This is a genomic window from Serinicoccus chungangensis (genome assembly GCF_006337125.1).
GTDB lineage: Bacteria > Actinomycetota > Actinomycetes > Actinomycetales > Dermatophilaceae > Ornithinicoccus > Ornithinicoccus chungangensis.
This window is the reverse complement of record NZ_CP040887.1, coordinates 566,388-585,020: the sequence shown is the minus strand read 5'-3', so window position 1 is coordinate 585,020 and position 18,633 is coordinate 566,388. Positions and strand designations below refer to the sequence as shown.

Below are 18,633 nucleotides of genomic sequence, written 5' to 3'. Positions count from 1 at the left end.
TAGACTCACGGCATACCGCTCACGTCAAGGAGGACACCATGGCCGAGGCCGTCATCGTCGCCGCCGCCCGCACCCCCATCGGCCGCGCGTTCAAGGGGTCGCTGACCACCGTGCGCCCGGACGACCTGGCCGCCGGCGTCATCCGCGCGGCCCTCGAGCAGGTGCCCGGTCTGGACCCGACCACGGTGGACGACCTCTACCTCGGGTGCGCCGAGCCCTGGGGCGAGCACGGCTTCAACATGGCCCGGGTGGTCGGGGTGCTGCTCGGGCTGGACACCGTGCCCGGCTCGACGGTGAACCGCTTCTGCGCCAGCTCGGTGCAGACGACCCGCCAGGCGATGCACGCCATCAAGGCGGGTGAGGGCGACGTCTTCATCAGCGCCGGCGTCGAGTGCGTGTCCCGGTATGCCGACTTCTCCGGCGCGGGGGGCGGCAAGGAGTCCTGGCGCAACCCCCTGTTCGCCGACGCGGTCGCGCGCACCGAGGCCCGGGCCGCCTCCAACGAGACCTGGACCGACCCGCGCGAGGACGGCCTGCTGCCGGACGCCTACATCGCCATGGGCCAGACCGCCGAGAACGTCGCCACCTCCCTCGGGATCTCCCGCGAGCGCCAGGACGAGTGGGGGGTGCGCAGCCAGAACCGCGCCGAGCAGGCCATCGCAGACGGCGTCTTCGCCCGTGAGATCGCGCCGGTCACCCTCGCCGACGGCACCGTGGTCAGCACCGACGACGGCCCGCGCCCCGGCGTGACCCTGGAGAAGGTCAGCCAGCTGCAGCCGGTCTTCCGCGAGGGCGGCACCGTCACCGCCGGCAACTGCTGCCCGCTCAACGACGGGGCCGCCGCGCTGGTCGTCATGAGCGACACCCGTGCCGCCGAGCTCGGGCTGACGCCGCTGGCCCGCGTGGTCTCCACCGGGGTGTCGGCCCTCTCCCCCGAGATCATGGGCCTGGGCCCGGTCGAGGCCTCCCGGCAGGCGCTGGCGCGGGCGGGCATGAGCATCTCGGACATGGACCTCTACGAGATCAACGAGGCCTTCGCGGTGCAGGTGCTCGGCTCGGCCGACGCCCTCGGCATGGACGAGGACCGGCTTAACGTCCACGGCGGCGCGATCGCCCTCGGCCACCCGTTCGGCTCGACCGGCGCCCGCATCTCCACCACCCTCATCAACGCCCTGCAGACCCGCGACGGCCAGTTCGGCCTGGAGACCATGTGCGTCGGCGGGGGCCAGGGCATGGCGATGGTCCTCGAGCGGCTCTCCTGACGGCCCGGACGCGCCCCCCTCGGGCCCCTCGTCGCGACCTGAGCAGAGAAAGGCCCCCCAGACAGCGGCTGCACCCCCCGAGTCGGGCACCTTTCTCCGCTCAGGTGCAGGTATGACGTGGGCCGGCTCGTCGTCGCGGGCCCGCACGTCTGGCGATCGACCGGTAGCCTGACGCCGATCTGTCCGTTCCCCACCCCCCTGAGGTGACCCCATGGCTGCTGGTCTGGCTGCCCTGCTCGACGACATCGCGGCGCTCGCCCGCATCGCAGCCGCGTCCGTCGACGACATCGGTGGCGCCGCCGGTCGCGCCGGGGCCAAGGCCGCGGGCGTCATCGTCGACGACGCGGCGGTGACCCCGCGCTACGTCACCGGCGTGGACCCCAGCCGCGAGCTGCCGATGATCAAGACCATCGCCATCGGCTCGCTGCGCAACAAGCTGCTCTTCATCGTCCCGGCGATCCTGCTGCTCAGCATCTTCGTGCCGTGGCTGCTCACCCCGATCCTCATGCTCGGCGGGTGCTACCTCTCCTACGAGGGCGCGCACAAGGTGCTGGAGTGGCTGGGCGTCGGGCACGACGCGTCCCACGACGCCCCGGCGGTGGAGCGGGGCCCCGAGGCGGAGAAGAAGGTCACCTCCGGCGCGATCCGGACCGACTTCATCCTGTCCGCCGAGATCATGGTCATCGCGCTCAACGAGGTGAGCGAGGAGCCGCTGCTCAGCCGCGCGATCATCCTCGTCGTGGTGGCGCTCGGGATCACCGCGCTCATCTACGGCGCGGTCGCGCTCATCGTCAAGATGGACGACATCGGGCTGGGCCTGGCCCAGCGCGAGGGCGAGGGCGCCCAGCGGTTCGGCCGCGGCCTGGTCGCCGCCATGCCGATCGTGCTGCGCACGCTGACGATCGTCGGCGTCGTGGCCATGCTGTGGGTGGGCGGGCACATCCTGCTCGTCGGCATGGACGACCTCGGCTTCCACCCGATCTACGAGTTCGTCCACCACGCCGAGGAGGTCGTCGCCGGCCTCGTGCCCGCCATCGCCGGCGTCCTCGCCTGGCTGACGAACACCTTCTTCTCGGCCGTCCTCGGCCTCGCCGTGGGCCTGGCCCTCGTCGGCGTCGTCTCGCTCCTGCCGATCGGCAAGAAGCACGACGACCACGCCGGGACCGAGGCGCACTGAGCTGCCGACCGGCAGCCTCGGTCAGGGCAGGCTGCGGCGCAGGGCGGTGAGCCTGCCCGCGAGGTCGGCCTCGGGCAGGCCGGCCTGCCGCCAGTCGTAGACCATGACCCGCAGCTGGTCCACGACCACCCCCGGGCCGAGGTCGGGCACACCCGCCCGCTCCTCGCCCGTGCGGTCGGCCACCGCGTCGGCGAGGTCCTGCACCACCTCACGCACCCCCGGGTATGCCGTGCCCGCCCGGTCCAGGGGGAGCTGCTGCCAGCGGCGGACGACCCGCTCGGTCTCCGTGTCGACGACAGCGGACGGCCCGCCGGCAGACGAGCTGCCGGCGGGCCGTGTACCGCTCATGTCGTGCGGGGTGCTCAGTCGCTGCTCTGCAGGATCGCGAAGAGCCGCAGGAACTCGATGTAGAGCCACACGAGGCTGGCGACGAGGCCGTGGCCCAGCAGCCAGGAGTACTTCTCGGGGGCGCCGCCGCTGACCGCGCGGTCGATCGAGTCGAAGTCGACGGCGAGGCTGTAGGACGCGAGCCCCACACCCAGCAGCGAGACGAGGATGCCGAGCGGGCCGCCGTAGATGCCCCAGCCGTCGCCGAAGCCCAGGAAGGAGGCGCCGATGTTGACGAGCAGGAAGACCATGTAGCCCATCGCGACCATGCCGAAGATGCGCCGCGACTTGCTCGTCACCTTGATGAAGCCGGCCTTCCAGCCGATGAACATGCCTGCGAAGGTCGCCAGGGTCGCCACGACGGCGGTCGTCACGACGCCGTCGTAGAGCGCGTTGAAGGTCACGCTGACGGCACCGAGGAAGAGACCCTGCAGCACGGCGTGCACCAGGATGAGGCCGACGTTCACCTTCTTGCTGAAGCCGATGGCGAAGCTCAGGCCGAGCGAGCCGAACATGCCGACCAGCCAGATCGGCATGGCCACCTCGGGCCGGGGCCCGACGAACATCCACGTGGCGGCGGCGACCGCGACCACGATGCCGAAGAGCATGAGCGACTTGACGACGACGTCGTCCAGCGTGAGCCGACCGGTCTGCGCCGGGCCGGCGGGCGGCTGGTCGTAGAGGTCGCGCAGCTGCTGGTCGGACATGCTCTCGCTGGGCCCGGGCTGGTAGCCGGCGGGGAACGTGGGCTGACCCTGGGGAGGGGCGTAGCCCTGCTGGGCGTAGCCGCCCTGCTGCTGGCTGCCGAAACCGGCATACCCGCCCTGGGCGGCCTCCTTGTCGATGCGGTTGAAGACCGGGTTGACGGCCATGGATCCTCCAAGTAGGTCGGCACCGGGGCCGTGCGACCCCGGTGTCTGGTGTCACCAGGATAAACGTGCGAGGCCACCGGGGGATTCCGGTGGACGGGGCGAGCCTGGTGCGGGTCGGCGGGGCGGGCTATCCTGGCCTGCGCCCCCACGACGAGGAGACGCATGTCACACCGCACCGGCTCGGTCGCTCTCACCGGCGTCCTGACCCTGGCCCTCAGCGCCGGCCTGGCCGCCGCGCCGGCACCGGCCGCGACCACCGCGCCGGTCGCCGCCACCCCGCTGGCCACCCAGCCGGTCAGCGACGCGGCCTACCCGCACCAGGACCCGCTGCCCGAGCCCCCGGTGGACGAGACGGACGCCGCCCTCAAGCCGGGCCTGACGCCCTACCACGACATCGCTCGTCGGCTGAACGCCGCGATGGCCGGCTCGGACCGCGTCTCCGCGCAGGTGCTCACCGACACCCCGGGCGGCCGGCAGGTCTACCTCGTGACCCTGACCGCCAAGGAGAACGCCAACCAGGCCCGCCGGCAGGCGGCCTACCGCGACCTCATCACCGAGGACCCGGAGGCGGCCGCGCGGGACCAGCGGCTGGCGCAGCAGTACAAGACGCCGATCGTCGTCAACGCCAACATCCACGGCAACGAGTTCGAGGGCACCGACGCCGCGCTGCGGCTCGTGGAGGACTACGCGACGAGCGACGACGCCGCGGTGAAGCAGCTGCTCAAGCGCTCGCGCATCCACCTCGTCATCTCGATGAACCCGGACGGCCGGCACGACAACACCCGCCGCAACTCGGCCGGCTTCGACCTCAACCGCGACTTCGTCACCGCGACCCAGCCCGAGACCGTGGCCGTCCGCGACGCGCTCATCGCCACCCAGCCGCTGCTCATGCTGGACCTGCACGGCTACGTCAACGGCACCCTCGTCGAGCCCACGACGCCGCCGCACGGGGAGAACTACGAGTACGACCTCTTCATCAAGCACGCCTACCCCAACGGCCTGGGCATGGAGGAGGCCATCAACGGACTCGGCTACGACGAGAGCGACGGCGTCCGTCCGGTCCAGGTGCCGCTGCGCGACTGGGACGAGGGCTGGGACGACTGGCCGCCGATCTTCACCCCGCAGTACGCCGCGCTGCACGGTGCTGTCGCGCACACCATCGAGATCCCGCTGCGGGTCAACAACGCCTCCTACGACCTGCCCGCCGAGGAGCTGCGGCGGCGTTCCGCGATCAACACCGACATCGCCCACGCGGCGATCTCCGGGACGCTGGAGTATGCCGCGGAGCACCGCGACGAGCTCCTCGCCGACCACATCGAGATCTTCCGCCGCGGTGAGGCCGGGGAGCCGCAGACGCCGGTCGAGGAGGGGCTCTTCGACGGCGTGATCGGGCCGGAGGACGTCTACACGACCTCCTACCCGCGCGCCTACGTCGTCCCCGTCGGCGAGGGGCAGCGCTCCGCCCCGGCCGCGGCTCGGCTCGTGGACTTCCTCGTCGACAACGACATCGAGGTGACCCGGCTCGAGCAGGAGCGGCTCATCGCCGGCCGGTCCTACCCCGCCGGCAGCTACGTCGTGGACATGCACCAGGCCAAGCGCGGCATGGCCAACACCATCCTCGGCCGCGGCACCGACATCTCGGACCGGGTCGACGCGATGTACGACATCTCCGGCTGGAGCCACGCCCTGCTCTGGGGTGCCAGCGTCGACACGGTGCCCGACGGCGACCCGCTGCGCGTCAGCGGCGGGCTGGTCGACGGCGCCGACGCCACCGGGTCGCTCGCCGACAGCTCCACGGGGTGGCTGCTGCCGATGGAGGACCCGGCGGACGTGCAGGCCGCCACCCTGCTGCTGGAGCAGGGCGTCCCGGTCGAGCTGCTGGCCGACGGTGCGCTGCTCGTCCCGGCGGACTACCCCTGGGCGGCGAGCAACGTCGTCGACAGCTTCGGTGTCGAGCTGGCCGCCGCTCCCTCGGGGGCGTCCGGCGAGGCCCTCGAGGCCTCCGACCGCGTGGTCGGGGTCTCCGGCAGCGCCGAGGAGCGCTGGGCCCTCACCGAGATGGGCCTGACCGTGCGGGAGGTCAGCAGCGCCGCGCTCAACGACGGGCTCGACCTGTCCGACCTCGACGCGCTCTACGTCTCCACCGGTCTCGACTGGGCCGACCTGTCCGACGAGGCCCGCGCCGAGGTGCAGGACTTCCTCGCCGACGGCGGCGGCATCGTGGGCCGCGGGGTCGCCGGTGCCCGCCTCAACGACGCCGTGGACCTCGTCGAGGCCACCGCCGTCCGCGGCCGCAGCGACGCCAACGGCGTGGTGCACGTCGAGAGCGACGCCGCGAGCCCGATCTCGGCGGCGGCGACCCGTGAGACCTTCGTCTACTCCCCCGTGTGGTTCACCGGGCTCGGCGACGACGTGCGGGTGGACCAGCGCCTGGGCGAGGAGCCCCTGGTCAGCGGGCACTGGCGGGCCACGTCGGCCGGCGAGGGCGGCCCCGGGGCGGCTGCCGGGCAGGCGGTCGTCGTCAGCGCCGAGACGGACGGCTCGCGGGGCGTGCTCTTCGGCACCGAGCCGCTCTTCCGGGCCCACCCGAAGGGGCAGTTCGCCCTCGTCGCGCGGGCGCTGCTCTGGGTGGGGTCGGACGCCGGCTAGGCGGCCCGCCCCTGTAGCCCAATCGGCAGAGGCAGCCCACTTAAAATGGGTTCAGTGCGGGTTCGAGTCCCGCCGGGGGCACCCACGACGGCCTGAGACGCCGGTCGGCGTGTCGTCGGCCCAGGCGCTCACGTGCGCGGCTGAGCCGGTGGGCCCGGGCGTGTCGTCGGCCCAGGCGTTCACGTGCACGGCTGAGCCGGTGGGCCCGAGCGTGTCGTCGGCCCAGGCGTTCACGTGCACGGCTGAGCCGGTGGGCCCGGGCAGGATGGGGGTATGCCGCACCAACCCTCGCCGGACCCCGTCCCCCCGGACGCACCGCACCCGGTCACCGGTGACCCGTTCCCCTCCCCCGTGCCGCCCGGGTCGGGGTGGCCGCAGGACCCGGCGCCGCCCGGCACCCGGTCGGCCCGCAGCGAGGGCGGGGTGCGCAGGCAGGCGGCCGGGTCCCCCGGCCTGGCCACCCTCGACGCACGGGTCAGCGTCTGCGCCGCCTGCCCGCGGCTGGTGGCCTGGCGCGAGGAGGTGGCGGGCACCCGTCGGGCGGCCTACGCCGACCAGCCCTACTGGGGACGGCCCGCCGCCGGCTTCGGGGACCCCGCGCCCGAGATCCTCGTCGTCGGTCTCGCCCCCGCCGCCCACGGGGCCAACCGGACCGGGCGCATCTTCACCGGCGACCGGTCGGGCGACTGGATCTACGCCGCGCTGCACCGGGCCGGCTACGCCTCGCAGGCCTCGTCCACGCACGCGGGGGACGGCCTGACCCTGCGCTCGGTGCGCATCACCGCCGCGGTCCACTGCGCGCCGCCCGGCAACGCCCCGACGGCGGCCGAGCGGCATACCTGCGGGGCGTGGCTGGAGCGCGAGCTGGCCCTCGTGGAGCCGACGCTGCGCTCGGTCCTCGCGCTCGGCGGCATCGGCTGGGACGCCTTCCTGGCCGGGGCGCGGTCCGCCGGGTGGCAGGTGCCCCGGCCCCGTCCCCGGTTCGGCCACGGCGCCGAGGCGAGCCTGCGGAGCGCGACGGGGCGATCGGTGCGGCTGCTCGGCAGCTACCACGTCAGCCAGCAGAACACCTTCACCGGCCGGCTCACCGAGGCGATGCTGGACGAGGTCATCGCCCGGCTGTGAGCCGGCCGGCGGTGGTGCGCCGGGCTCAGTCGGCGGGCAGGAACACCCGGTTGGGGATCTGCTCGTAGTCGGCCGGGTCGATCGAGGAGATGCTGCCGTCGGCCACCGAGGTCAGCAGACCGCGCAGACCCACCTCCACCTGCTTGGTGAGGTAGCCGTTGCGCTTGTTGCCGTCGTACTGCGTCTGGCTCGACGTCTCGAAGAGCACCGTCGCGCTGCCGCGCAGGGCGAACGACCCGAGGGCGGTGCCCGGCAGGTTGATGTCCTGCGGGTAGAGGGTCAGGTCGCCGAAGCCCGACTCGCCCCGGCCCTGGAGGGCGTCGTAGACCGCGACGTTGGCGCGGCGGGAGGCATCGTAGTCGTACTCGGGCCAGTCACCGAACTCGGAGGGGTCGGCGATGAAGCGCCCGGAGATCGACAGGCTGGACATGTTGTCGGTGCCCTCCTGCTTGTAGCAGGACCACTGGTTGTGCAGGTCGACGAAGTAGTCGACCGTGCCGAACTCCTGCTCCAGGTCGCTGTAGACGTCGCGGGAGGCCTGCGCCTCGGGCGTGATGTACCACCCCGTGTCGGCGCTGGTGCCGGGGAAGTCCTCCGGCTGGGGCACGTAGTCGAGGTCGGGGTTGAAGTCCCGGTTCACGTCGAAGCCGGGCACCGAGTCGCGGTAGTTCCACGACGGCTCCACCCCCGCGAGCTGCGGGAAGGCCTCGACGACCTCGTCCCAGGACATCTGGTTCTGGCGGGTGTCGTTCTCGCCGCCGTCGACGTTGAGCCGGGGGATGCCGACGAGGGTGATGTTCTCGCGCAGCTCGCGGGCCTGGGCGGTGTTGCCGCCCATCTCGCGCAGCAGGTTGAGCAGCGCCTCGGTGCCGTGGTTCTCGTTGCCGTGGATCTGGGTCTGGACGTAGACGACGGTGTCGCCCTCGCCCACCCGCGCGACGTGGATGTCGCGGCCCTGGTTGCTCTGCCCGGCCACCTCGACGTCCACCCGGCCCTGGGTGGTCTGCTCCAGCTTCTGGACCTCGCGGGTCAGCTGCGCGTAGTCGACGAAGGCGGTGTTGTTGTCGCCGGGCTCGGTGCCGCAGTGCGAGTTCTCGGGCACGGCCTGGGCGCTGAGCGGGACAGCCGCTCCGGCGACGAGGGCGAGCAGGGCTGCGCCGGTCAGGGCAGGGGTGGACTTCCTCATGGGGCGTCTCCTTCGACGGTGGGGGAAGTTTCCACCCCATCGGCTACCGCCCGGTAGGACAACCGGAGGCAGGAGGACTTGACCAAACCCTTACCCGGGGCGGGTCGTCCGCCTCGCCGGACCGGCCGGCCCCGGGTCAGGCCTGGGACAGCGCGATGCCGTCGAGGATGTCGGCCTCGGAGGCGCGCACGGTCCGCAGGCCGGAGTCGTGGGCCACCCGCTGGACGACGGTGCGCCACACGAGGGCACCGGCGCCGATGACGTCGACGCGACCCTCGTGCATGAACGGAAGGTCCCGGCGGCGTGAGCGCGGGCTGAGCAGCAGGTCGGTGCAGGCGTCGACCACGGTGTCGACGTCGAGCTCGGCGCCGTGGATCCGGTCCCGCTGGTATGCCGGCAGCCCCAGCGCGTGGGCGGTCACCGTGGTGACCGAGCCGGCGAGACCGACGAGGGTGCCGACGCCGGAGAGGTCGACGGTCCCGGCCACGTCGTCGACGGCGCGGACGATGTCGGACAGGGCCGCCCAGACCTGGTCCTCGCCCGGCGGGTCGTCGTGCAGGTGGCGCTCGGTCAGCCGCACGCACCCGATGTCCACCGAGCGGGACGCCACCACCGAGGTGCCCGTCCGGTCCCCGAGCACGAGCTCGGTCGACCCCCCGCCGATGTCGACGACGAGGAAGGGGCCCGGGGCCCCGGCGTCGCGCAGCGGCCCGGTCGCGCCCGCGAAGGACAGCGCGGCCTCCTCCTGCCCGCTCACCACCTCGGGGGTGACGTCGAAGGACCCGAAGGCCTCCTGGACCCCGGCGACGAAGTCGGCCGCGTTGGAGGCGTCCCGGGACGCCGAGGTGGCGACGAAGCGGACCCGCTCGCAGCCCAGCTCCCGGCACTGCTCGGCATACCCCCGCGCCGCGGTGAGGGTGCGCTCCATCGCCGCCGCGCCGATCGCCCCGGTCGCGTCGATACCCTCGCCCAGCCGGACGATCTGCATCTGCCGGGTGACCTCGCGCAGGACGGGGGCGTCACCCTCGCCCGGCCCGAGGTCGGCCACGAGCAGCCGGATCGAGTTGGTGCCGCAGTCGACGGCACCCACGCGCGTCATGCCGCGGACCCGCCTGCCCGCCTCGCCTCCGGGGCCTCGCCGTCGGGGGCCTCGCCCTCGGTCCGGGGCTCGGGCAGCGGGTGGTGCTTGGGGCAGGAGTCGCAGCGCTCGTCGTCGACGGCGGACACGCCCGTGCAGCAGCCGCCCTCCCACCAGTCCGGGAGGGCCGCGACGGCCTCGTCGCCCAGCGGGTTGACCCCCGGCCCGGCGGCCAGGCTGTGCGCGACGAGCACGTGCAGGCACTTGACCCGGTTGGGCATGCCGCCGGCGCTGATGCCGGCGATCTCCGGCACGTGGGCCAGCTCCTCGCGGCGACGCAGGTAGTCGTCGTGCGCCTGGGCGTACTCCCAGCGCAGGCCCTCGTCCTCGGCGAGCCGCTTCGACATCGACTTCATGAGCCCCTCGCTCTCCAGCGTCGAGATTGCGCCGGTGAGCTTGGGACAGGTGGCGTAGAAGCTGGTGGGGAAGGGGGTGCCGTCCGGCAGACGCGGCTCGGTGCGGATCACCGTGGGGCAGCCGCAGGGGCAGCGGTGCACGATGGCGACGACGCCGCGCGGCTCACGGCCGAGCTGACGGGTGATGACCTCGAGATCCTCCTCGGTGGGAGTCTCGTCGAGCGTGGTGCGGTCGAGTTCGCTCATGTCCTTCTCTGCGGGGCCGTGCTCCTACGGCTCCGTGGTCTCGGGGAGCCCCTCGTTCGCGATCGTGACCGACTCCCAGACCTGGGTGTACCACGGGCTGTCGGCCATCACGTCATCGCTCACCGGGGCCATTCCTGGCAGCGCCTCAGTGTAGTCGCTCCCGGTGTCGTCGATGACGGTGAAGGCCGTCTCGCCCTCCTTGACGAAGCGCAGCCGCTCGCGGGCCTGCTGCTCCACGTAGTCCGGGTCCTCCCAGCGGGCCAGCTCGCGCTCCAGCGCGTCGATCTCCTCCTGCTCGGCGGCGATCTCCTGGTGCAGGGCGCCGATGTCGGCCCGCTGCCGGAGGTACCCGGAGAGCGCCGGCGCGAGGACGAGCGCCATGACGACGAGCAGGACCCCCAGGGTGATGAGCCGGCGCACGTGCACCGGCGCCTGCCGCTGCGTCGTCGTCGCGGGCGGTCGCGAGCGGCCGCCGGGCCGGCGGGCCGGGGTGCGCCGCACGGGGCCGGTGGGGCGGCTGCCGGCGCGCGAGGTGCGCCGGTCGCGCGGGCCACGGGCCGTGCTCATCAGGGCTCCTCGACGCTCGGTGGGGTGGGTGGGACGGGTGAGGCCAGGGTATGCCGTCCGCCGGGCGGCCCGCCGGACGCCACGCGGCACGGCCGCCGGGAGGGCCCGGCGGCCGTGCCGTGGTGACTCAGCCGCGGAAGCGCGGGAAGGCGCCGACGCCGGCATACACCGCCGCGTCGTCGAGCTCCTCCTCGATCCGCAGGAGCTGGTTGTACTTCGCGACGCGCTCGGAGCGGGCCGGGGCGCCGGTCTTGATCTGGCCGCAGTTGGTGGCCACCGCCAGGTCGGCGATGGTGACGTCCTCGGTCTCGCCGGAGCGGTGGCTCATCATGCAGCGGAAGCCGTTGCTCTGGGCGAGCGCGACGGCGTCCAGGGTCTCGGTGAGCGAGCCGATCTGGTTGACCTTGACGAGCAGCGCGTTGGCCGCGCGGTCGGTGATGCCGCGCTGCAGCCGCTCGGGGTTGGTGACGAAGAGGTCGTCGCCGACGAGCTGGACCTGGTCGCCCAGCTGCGCGGTCATCTGGGCCCAGCCCTCCCAGTCGTCCTCGTCGAGCGGGTCCTCGATGGAGACCAGGGGGTAGGCGTCGACCAGCTCGGCGTAGTACTTCACCATGTCGGCGGCCTTGCGCTTCTTGCCCTCGAAGGTGTACTTCCCCTTCTCGAAGAACTCGCTGGCGGCGACGTCGAGGGCCAGGGCGATGTCGGAGCCGGGCGTGTAGCCGGCCGCCGTGATGGCCTCGACGATGAGGTCGAGCGCGGCCCGGTTGGAGGCGAGGTCGGGCGCGAAGCCGCCCTCGTCGCCGAGGCCCGTCGACAGCCCGCGCTTCTTCAGCACGGCCTTGAGCGCGTGGTAGACCTCGGTCCCCCAGCGCAGCGCCTCGCGAAAGCTCGGGGCCCCGACCGGGGCGATCATGAACTCCTGGATGTCGACGTTGGAGTCGGCGTGCGAGCCGCCGTTGAGGATGTTCATCATCGGCACCGGCAGGACGTGCGCGTTGGGCCCGCCGACGTAGCGGAACAGCGGCAGACCGGCGGAGTCGGCGGCGGCCTTGGCCACGGCGAGCGAGACGCCGAGGATGGCGTTGGCCCCGATCTCCCCCTTGTTGGCCGTGCCGTCGGCGGCCAGCATCTCGTTGTCGACGAGGCGCTGCTCGGAGGCGTCGAAGCCCAGCAGGCGCGGCTCCAGGTCGTCCATCACGGCGGCGACGGCGTTCTCGACGCCCTTGCCGAGGTAGCGGGTGGCGTCGCCGTCGCGACGCTCGACCGCCTCGAAGGCGCCGGTGGAGGCGCCGGAGGGGACGGCGGCGCGGGCGACGGTGCCGTCGTCCAGGCCGACCTCCACCTCGACGGTGGGGTTGCCTCGGGAGTCGAGGATCTCGCGGGCGATGATGGCGTCGATGGCAGCCATGTGCGCTCCTTTCGGTGGGGCGTCTCGGGTCGTCCGGCAGCACTGGCGGGCTCTGTCGCGGCTCAGCCTAGCGCCGCGGGCAGGCGGCAGCAGGCTCGCGCCCCGGGGCGGCCGGGTCAGCCGCTCCGGTCGCGGGCGGCCGCCTCGACCGTCCGGAGGGTATGCCGCAGCGCCCGGTCGGCGTCGACCCCCTGCCCGCGCAGCTCGAGGACGGCGCGCAGCAGCACCGCGCCGGCGTCGCCGTCGGCCTCGAGCCCCGCCGTCGCGTCGGACAGCCAGCCGTCCTGACCGTCCCGCCCCAGTCGCGAGGCGACCTTGGCGGCGCGGGCGAGCGAGGGCAGACCGGCGGGGATGCCGTCCAGCGGGTGCTCGCGGGCGGCGACCCCGGCGTCGGCGCGCTCCTGCGCCTTGATCTGCTCCCAGGCGCGGGCGACGTCCTCGGCCCCGTCGACCTCGGTCCCGCCGAAGACGTGCGGATGACGCCGGACCAGCTTGGCGACGAGCCCGGCGGCGACGTCGTCGACGTCGAACGGCTCGTCCTCGTGCTCGGCCCCGACCCGCGCGTGGAAGAGCACCTGCAGCAGGACGTCCCCGAGCTCCTCGACGGCGTGCTCCCGGGCCGGGCCGGTCGCCTCGTCGAGGTGGTCGAGCGCCTCGACGGCCTCGTGCGCCTCCTCCACCAGGTACGGGGTGAGGCTGGCGTGCGTCTGCTGCGCGTCCCACGGGCAGCCGCCGGGCGAGCGGAGCCGGTCCATGACGGCCACGGCGTCCAGGAGCCGGGAGCCCGGGGTGTCCCAGGAGCCGACGAGCAGCTCCAGCGTCGGCGGGTCCTCCTCGGGGAGCTGCACCGCGAGCGCCTCGGCCAGGCCGGGGTCGCCGTCGGGCGAGCCGACCCACACCACGCGACCGGGCAGAGCCAGCAGCTCCGCGGCGCGCTGCGCCGGGCTCACCCCCTCCGCCCTGGCCATGTCGACGCCGGCCGCGCCCAGCGCGGCGGGCGTGGGGGCGGTCGGGTCGGCGGCGAGCACGTGGTCCGCCGACCCCAGCGCCTGCCAGGCCGCCGCCGACAGCAGCCCCGGCGCCACCCGGGGGGAGGTCAGCAGCAGGCTCAGCTCTCGGGCTGGACGATCCACTCGGGCACCTGAGGCAGGACACCGTCACCGGCCGGGCTCCACGCACCGAAGCGCGGGTTGACCTCCACCGGGAGGGCACCGAGGTCCTCCTGGGTGAGGGTCTGCAGCTCGGCCACGACCGGCGCGAGCTCCTCGTCGGACATCGCGGCCTGGTCGTTGATGACGGCGAGGTAGCGCTGGGCGCTCACGGCCTGCACGGTGAGGTCGCCCGCCTCCCCCTGGAGGCCGGCGTCGGAGAGCGAGCTGCGGACCTCGCTCTCGGTCACCTCGTAGCTCGTGCCCTCGAACCAGCCGCCGAGGAGCGGGGCGATGCCCGCCTGGTAGATCACCGTCGCCACGTCGACCGGCTCGGGCGACACCTCGCTGAGCTGCTCGGTCGCCTCCTGCACCTCCCCGACGGAGTAGCCGGTGCCGTCGATGACGACACCCTCGGTCATGCCGACCCCGCTGCACCCGGACAGGACGACCGCGGTGACCGAGGCGGCGAGGGGGAAGGAGTATGCGCGCTTCACGGTGCCCATCATCGCACGCACCCCACGGACCACCGGTCGTGCCATGCTCCTGCTCATGAACACGCTGAGCGACGCCGTCCTCGACCCCGCCACGCGCCCGCGCGTGGTCGACGCGCTCCTCGTCCTCGCCGACGCGGAGGTCTCGACCAAGAAGGGCATCTCCGGGACGATGCTCAAGACCGCCTTCGCCTGGGCGCGCAGGGCCAGCGAGAGCAACGTCCGCAAGGGGGTGGACCGGCTGCTCCCGGGCATGGCCCGGGCCCTCGACCCGCACTACGAGGCCAAGGGCGAGGTGCCCTTCGGCACCTACCTCTCCGACCCGGCGCGGTCCGGCCAGGTCGCCGACGAGCTGCTGGCCGTCGCCGACTCGGCGGCCGCCCGGGTCGAGGGCAACCCCCTCGGTCGGGTGTATGCCTCCTTCCGCGGGAAGGCGAAGGAGCACGTCGTCGCGGCCCTGCCCCGGCTCGGTGCCACCCTGGAGACCTTCGTCCGCTGAGGGCGCCTCGGGCGCAGCACGTCGGCGTGGGCGACCTCGGCAGGAGCGGCTGCTCGACGTCGCACCATCTCGGCGGGGCCCCTCACCCTGTGCATGCCGTACGCAGCCTGTGCGCGCCGAACCAGCCTGTGCGCGCCATACGCCGTCTGTGCACGCCGAACCAGCCTGTGCGCGCCATACGCAGGCTGTGCACACGGTAGAACCTCCGTACCGGCTGCAGATCCCTGCACAGATACGGGCGGGGCGGGTGTGGCGTGCACAGGTTCACCCGGGGCGGGTGTGGCGTGCACAGGGTTCACCCGGGGCGCACGTGGCGTGCACAGGTATGCCCGGAGGCGCGGAGTCCGCCAGCCTCGCCGTGCCTCAGGTGGCGCTGGCGGCGGCGATGTCGTCGAGCAGGACCGCGTGGATCAGCTGGGAGGCCCAGTCGAGGATGTCCTGGTCGCGCAGCGGCTTGCCGCCGACCGGGGCGGTCTTGGGCACGGGCACGAGGATCTGGCGCAGCGCGGGCTTGATGATCGTGCCCTTGTAGACCCGGGTGAGCCGCAGCTGCTGGCTGTCCCGCAGGTTCTCCACGGGCGCGAACCGGACGAGCTGGCCCTGCACGGCGATGTCGCTGATGCCCGCGGCGCGGGCGACCGTCCGCAGCCGCGCCACCTCGAGCAGGGTCTGCACCGGAGGCGGCGGCGCGCCGTAGCGGTCCACCAGCTCCTCGCGGATGAGCTCCAGCCCTTCCTCGTCGCCCACCTGGGCGAGCTTGCGGTAGGCCTCGAGCCGCAACCGCTCCCCCGGCACGTAGTCGTGCGGCAGGTGGGCGTCGACGGGGAGCTCGATCTTGACCTCGGCGGGGGGCGCCTGGCCCTCGCCCTTGAAGGCCGACACGGCCTCGCCGACGAGCCGGACGTAGAGGTCGAAGCCGACGCCCTCGATGTGCCCGGACTGCTCGCCACCGAGGAGGTTGCCGGCGCCGCGGATCTCGAGGTCCTTCATCGCTACCGCGATGCCGGCCCCGAGGTCGGTGTGCGCGGCGATCGTCTGCAGCCGGTCCACGGCCGTCTCGGTCAGCGGCTTCTCCGGGGGGTAGAGGAAGTAGGCGTAGGCCCGCTCCCGACCACGGCCGACCCGCCCGCGCAGCTGGTGCAGCTGGGAGAGGCCGAAGGAGTCCGCGCGGTCCACGATGAGGGTGTTGGCGTTGGAGATGTCCAGGCCGGTCTCGACGATGGTCGTGCATACGAGGACGTCGAAGCGGCGCTCCCAGAAGTCGAGCACGACCTGCTCCAGCCGGTGCTCGCCCATCTGCCCGTGGGCCGTCTCGACGCGCGCCTCCGGCACGAGGTCCCGCAGCCGGGAGGCGACCTTCTCGATCGAGCTCACCTTGTTGTGCACGAAGAACACCTGGCCCTCGCGCAGCAGCTCCCGGCGGACCGCCGCGGCGATCTGCTTCTCGTCGTAGCCCCCGACGAAGGTGAGCACCGGGTGGCGCTCCTCGGGCGGGGTCGCCAGGGTGGACATCTCCCGGATCCCGGTGATGGCCATCTCCAGCGTGCGCGGGATCGGCGTCGCCGACATGGCGAGCACGTCGACGTCCGTGCGCAGGGCCTTGAGCTGCTCCTTGTGCTCGACCCCGAAGCGCTGCTCCTCGTCGATGATGACGAGGCCGAGGTCCTTGAAGCGCACCGTCGAGCCGAGGATCCGGTGGGTCCCGATGACGAGGTCGACCGAGCCGTCCTTGATCCCGTCGACGACCTCCTTGGCCTGCTTGTCGCTCTGGAAGCGCGACAGCGCCCGCACGGTGACGGGGAACTGCGCATACCGCTCGGAGAAGGTCTGGAAGTGCTGCTGGACGAGCAGCGTCGTCGGCACGAGCACCGCGACCTGCTTGCCGTCCTGGATCGCCTTGAAGGCGGCGCGCACCGCGATCTCGGTCTTGCCGTAGCCGACGTCGCCGCTGATGAGGCGGTCCATGGGCACGGTCTTCTCCATGTCCGCCTTCACCTCCTCGATGGAGACCAGCTGGTCCGGGGTCTCGACGAAGGCGAAGGCGTCCTCCAGCTCGCGCTGCCAGGGGCTGTCCGGGCCGAAGGCGTGCCCCTGCGTCGCCTGGCGCGCGGAGTAGAGGCGGATGAGCTCGGCGGCGATCTGCCGGACGTGCTTGCGGGCGCGGGACTTGGTCTTCTGCCAGTCGGCACCGCCCAGGCGGTGCAGCGTGGGCGCCTCGCCGCCGACGTACTTCGTCAGCTGGTCCAGCTGGTCGGTCGGCAGGTAGAGGCGGTCCCCGGGATGACCGCGCTTGGACGGGGCGTACTCCAGGACGACGTACTCGCGGGTCGCGCCCTGCACCTGACGCTGCGCCATCTCGACGAAGCGGCCCACGCCGTGCTGCTCGTGCACCACGTGGTCGCCCGGGCGCAGCTGCAGCGGGTCGACCTGCTGGCGACGGCGCGAGGGCATCCGGCGCATGTCCTTGGTGCTGCCGCCGGTGCCCTGCTGGCCGGTGAGGTCGGACTCCCCCAGCAGCACGAGCCCGTCCTCGCCGAGGAGGAAGCCGTGCCCCACCCGCCCGGTGCTCACGACGACCCGGTCGGTCGGCAGGGGGCCCTCCCCCAGCGCGTCGAGCCGCTCGAGCACCTGGTGGGCCACCTCGTGCTCGGTCAGCACCTCGCCGACCCGCCGGGCCAGACCGGGACCGTCCAGCGCGACGACGACCGGGCGGCCCCGGGCGAGCCACCCGCGGGCGTCCGCGACGATGGCGTCCACGTCGCTGCGGTAGGCCGTCGCCGGGGCCGAGGGCACGTCCAGGGTGTGCAGGGCCGGCTCGCCGTCGCCGCCGGACGGCTCGCCCGAGGTCGCGTCCACGAACTCCTCGAGGGACTCGTCGGCGGCGAAGGCCGACAACGACCACCACGGGCGGCCGGAGCCCAGCGCGTGGCCGCGCATCTCGGCCAGCGACCAGGAGGAGGCCGTCCCGAGCACCTGCTGCAGGTCGATCGGGACGGCCGCGCCGCCCCCGGCCGCGGCAGCCCACCCGGCCTGCATGAACTCCTCGCTCGTGCGCACCAGGTCGTGGGCGCGGGTCCGCACCCGCTCCGGGTCGAGCACCACCACGCCCGCCCCGTCGGGCAGCACGTCGACCAGGGTCTCCATGCCCTCCACGAGCGCGGGGGCGAGCGACTCCATCCCCTCCACCGCGATGCCCTCGGCGATCTTGGCGAGCATGTCCTCGGCGCCCGGCAGGACGTCCACGAGCTCCGCGGCGCGGGCCCGCACCGCGTCGGTGATGAGCACCTCACGGCACGGCGGGGCGTAGAGCCCGTGCCCCGCCATCTCCAGGCTGCGCTGGTCGGCGACCTTGAACCAGCGCACCTCCTCGACCGTGTCGCCCCAGAACTCCACCCGGACCGGGTGCTCCTCGGTGGGCGGGAAGACGTCGAGGATGCCGCCGCGCACCGCGAACTCGCCGCGCCGCTCGACCATGTCGACCCGGGTGTAGGCCGCCGCCGCCAGCGCCTCGACGACGTCGGTGAGCGGGCGGTCCTCGCCCGGGCGCAGCGCCACGGGGACGAGCTCGCCCAGGCCTCGGACGAGCGGCTGCAGGAGGGCACGGACGCTCGCGACCACGACGCGGACCGGACCGGTGGCAGGGTCCTGCCCGGAGAGGTCCGGGTGCGCGAGCCGGCGCAGCGTGGCCAGCCGGTGGCCGACGGTGTCCGAGCGCGGGCTGAGCCGCTCGTGCGGCAGCGTCTCCCAGCTGGGGAAGCCGGCCACCACGTCGGGCCCACCGGGCAGCAGCTCGCCCAGCACCCCGACCAGGTCGTCGGCCTCGCGGCCGGTCGCCGTGACCGCCAGCAGCGGCGGGGCGGGGTCCGCCCCGGTGGGGCCGGCGCCCTCGTCCGCGCGCGTCGCGAGCAGCGCCACCAGCGCCGGGTGCAGCCCCGGCGCGGCGGACACCTCCACGGCCTGCTCGCCGCGGGTCCGCGCCTCGAGCACGGCGGCGACCTCCGCCTGGGTGCGCAGGGCGGCGAGGAGGGGGGCGAGCGGCATACCGGGAGACCTCACGGGAGAGTCGGGGGGAACGACGACCCAGTCTAGGTCCGGTGACCGACGGACCCGACTCCGCAG

The 18,633-nt window shown here is 73.4% G+C and carries 15 protein-coding genes and 1 tRNA gene; 6 read left to right on the top strand and 10 right to left on the bottom strand.

Annotated elements, in window-relative coordinates:
* Positions 1-38 precede the first annotated feature (38 nt).
* Both FHD63_RS02690 and FHD63_RS02685 read left to right on the top strand, forming a co-directional pair.
* Positions 39-1,262: an acetyl-CoA C-acetyltransferase gene (locus FHD63_RS02690; protein WP_139719922.1), complete on the top strand. Its 1,224-nt coding sequence runs from the start codon at positions 39-41 to the stop codon at positions 1,260-1,262.
* 211 nt (positions 1,263-1,473) lie between these two features.
* Positions 1,474-2,439 (top strand): DUF808 domain-containing protein, encoded by a 966-nt coding sequence (locus tag FHD63_RS02685; RefSeq protein ID WP_139719920.1) that lies wholly within the window; start codon positions 1,474-1,476, stop codon positions 2,437-2,439.
* Positions 2,440-2,460: 21 nt separating this feature from the next.
* Here the strand turns inward: FHD63_RS02685 and FHD63_RS02680 are convergent, their stop codons facing one another.
* Both FHD63_RS02680 and FHD63_RS02675 read right to left on the bottom strand, forming a co-directional pair.
* On the bottom strand, positions 2,461-2,787 hold the full coding sequence (locus FHD63_RS02680) for a hypothetical protein (protein WP_174964889.1): 327 nt from the start codon (positions 2,785-2,787) through the stop codon (positions 2,461-2,463).
* Between the two features lie 14 nt (positions 2,788-2,801).
* A complete protein-coding gene (locus FHD63_RS02675) occupies positions 2,802-3,698 on the bottom strand; it encodes a Bax inhibitor-1/YccA family protein (RefSeq protein WP_139719918.1) in 897 nt (298 codons plus the stop codon).
* Positions 3,699-3,860: 162 nt separating this feature from the next.
* Between FHD63_RS02675 and FHD63_RS02670 the strand changes: the two genes are divergently transcribed.
* The 3 genes from FHD63_RS02670 (at position 3,861) to FHD63_RS02660 (ending at position 7,472) form a co-directional block, all read left to right on the top strand.
* Entirely contained in the window at positions 3,861-6,347 is a 2,487-nt protein-coding gene (locus FHD63_RS02670) for a M14 family zinc carboxypeptidase (protein WP_139719916.1), read from the top strand.
* 7 nt (positions 6,348-6,354) lie between these two features.
* A tRNA-Leu gene (locus FHD63_RS02665) sits at positions 6,355-6,428 on the top strand.
* A 192-nt stretch (positions 6,429-6,620) separates the two neighbouring features.
* A complete protein-coding gene (locus FHD63_RS02660; RefSeq protein WP_139719914.1) occupies positions 6,621-7,472 on the top strand; it encodes a uracil-DNA glycosylase family protein in 852 nt (283 codons plus the stop codon).
* A 25-nt stretch (positions 7,473-7,497) separates the two neighbouring features.
* Here FHD63_RS02660 and FHD63_RS02655 read toward each other — a convergent pair whose 3' ends face one another.
* The 7 genes from FHD63_RS02655 to FHD63_RS02625 form a co-directional block, all read right to left on the bottom strand.
* On the bottom strand, positions 7,498-8,658 hold the full coding sequence (locus tag FHD63_RS02655) for a M14 family zinc carboxypeptidase (protein ID WP_139719912.1): 1,161 nt from the start codon (positions 8,656-8,658) through the stop codon (positions 7,498-7,500).
* 136 nt (positions 8,659-8,794) lie between these two features.
* Complete coding sequence (locus FHD63_RS02650; RefSeq protein WP_139719910.1) at positions 8,795-9,757, bottom strand: Ppx/GppA phosphatase family protein; 963 nt, start codon at positions 9,755-9,757, stop codon at positions 8,795-8,797.
* A complete protein-coding gene (locus FHD63_RS02645; RefSeq protein ID WP_139719908.1) occupies positions 9,754-10,398 on the bottom strand; it encodes a DUF501 domain-containing protein in 645 nt (214 codons plus the stop codon). The genes FHD63_RS02650 and FHD63_RS02645 overlap by 4 nt, the downstream gene beginning before the upstream one ends.
* A gap of 24 nt (positions 10,399-10,422) precedes the next feature.
* On the bottom strand, positions 10,423-10,965 hold the full coding sequence (locus FHD63_RS02640) for an FtsB family cell division protein (protein WP_158296689.1): 543 nt from the start codon (positions 10,963-10,965) through the stop codon (positions 10,423-10,425).
* A gap of 127 nt (positions 10,966-11,092) precedes the next feature.
* Positions 11,093-12,373 (bottom strand): phosphopyruvate hydratase, encoded by a 1,281-nt coding sequence (gene eno, locus FHD63_RS02635; protein ID WP_139719905.1) that lies wholly within the window; start codon positions 12,371-12,373, stop codon positions 11,093-11,095.
* A 116-nt stretch (positions 12,374-12,489) separates the two neighbouring features.
* A complete protein-coding gene (locus FHD63_RS02630; protein WP_139719903.1) occupies positions 12,490-13,506 on the bottom strand; it encodes a nucleoside triphosphate pyrophosphohydrolase in 1,017 nt (338 codons plus the stop codon).
* Complete coding sequence (locus tag FHD63_RS02625; protein WP_139719901.1) at positions 13,482-14,018, bottom strand: hypothetical protein; 537 nt, start codon at positions 14,016-14,018, stop codon at positions 13,482-13,484. The genes FHD63_RS02630 and FHD63_RS02625 overlap by 25 nt, the downstream gene beginning before the upstream one ends.
* A gap of 55 nt (positions 14,019-14,073) precedes the next feature.
* Here FHD63_RS02625 and FHD63_RS02620 point away from each other — a divergent pair, with 55 nt between their 5' ends.
* Complete coding sequence (locus FHD63_RS02620; RefSeq protein WP_139719899.1) at positions 14,074-14,514, top strand: DUF6918 family protein; 441 nt, start codon at positions 14,074-14,076, stop codon at positions 14,512-14,514.
* A 363-nt stretch (positions 14,515-14,877) separates the two neighbouring features.
* On the opposite strand, the gene mfd is transcribed toward FHD63_RS02620, so the two are convergent.
* Positions 14,878-18,555: a transcription-repair coupling factor gene (gene mfd / locus FHD63_RS02615; RefSeq protein WP_139719897.1), complete on the bottom strand. Its 3,678-nt coding sequence runs from the start codon at positions 18,553-18,555 to the stop codon at positions 14,878-14,880.
* Positions 18,556-18,633 lie beyond the last annotated feature (78 nt).

What these genes read in the sequence shown, in the direction of transcription:
- FHD63_RS02690 (WP_139719922.1), top strand. Translation starts at nt 39, where the DNA reads ATGGCCGAGGCCGTCATCGTCGCCGCCGCCCGCACCCCCATCGGCCGC.
- FHD63_RS02685 (WP_139719920.1), top strand. Translation starts at nt 1,474, where the DNA reads ATGGCTGCTGGTCTGGCTGCCCTGCTCGACGACATCGCGGCGCTCGCC.
- FHD63_RS02680 (WP_174964889.1), bottom strand. Translation starts at nt 2,787, where the DNA reads ATGAGCGGTACACGGCCCGCCGGCAGCTCGTCTGCCGGCGGGCCGTCC.
- FHD63_RS02675 (WP_139719918.1), bottom strand. Translation starts at nt 3,698, where the DNA reads ATGGCCGTCAACCCGGTCTTCAACCGCATCGACAAGGAGGCCGCCCAG.
- FHD63_RS02670 (WP_139719916.1), top strand. Translation starts at nt 3,861, where the DNA reads ATGTCACACCGCACCGGCTCGGTCGCTCTCACCGGCGTCCTGACCCTG.
- FHD63_RS02660 (WP_139719914.1), top strand. Translation starts at nt 6,621, where the DNA reads ATGCCGCACCAACCCTCGCCGGACCCCGTCCCCCCGGACGCACCGCAC.
- FHD63_RS02655 (WP_139719912.1), bottom strand. Translation starts at nt 8,658, where the DNA reads ATGAGGAAGTCCACCCCTGCCCTGACCGGCGCAGCCCTGCTCGCCCTC.
- FHD63_RS02650 (WP_139719910.1), bottom strand. Translation starts at nt 9,757, where the DNA reads ATGACGCGCGTGGGTGCCGTCGACTGCGGCACCAACTCGATCCGGCTG.
- FHD63_RS02645 (WP_139719908.1), bottom strand. Translation starts at nt 10,398, where the DNA reads ATGAGCGAACTCGACCGCACCACGCTCGACGAGACTCCCACCGAGGAG.
- FHD63_RS02640 (WP_158296689.1), bottom strand. Translation starts at nt 10,965, where the DNA reads ATGAGCACGGCCCGTGGCCCGCGCGACCGGCGCACCTCGCGCGCCGGC.
- eno (WP_139719905.1), bottom strand. Translation starts at nt 12,373, where the DNA reads ATGGCTGCCATCGACGCCATCATCGCCCGCGAGATCCTCGACTCCCGA.
- FHD63_RS02620 (WP_139719899.1), top strand. Translation starts at nt 14,074, where the DNA reads ATGAACACGCTGAGCGACGCCGTCCTCGACCCCGCCACGCGCCCGCGC.
- mfd (WP_139719897.1), bottom strand. Translation starts at nt 18,555, where the DNA reads ATGCCGCTCGCCCCCCTCCTCGCCGCCCTGCGCACCCAGGCGGAGGTC.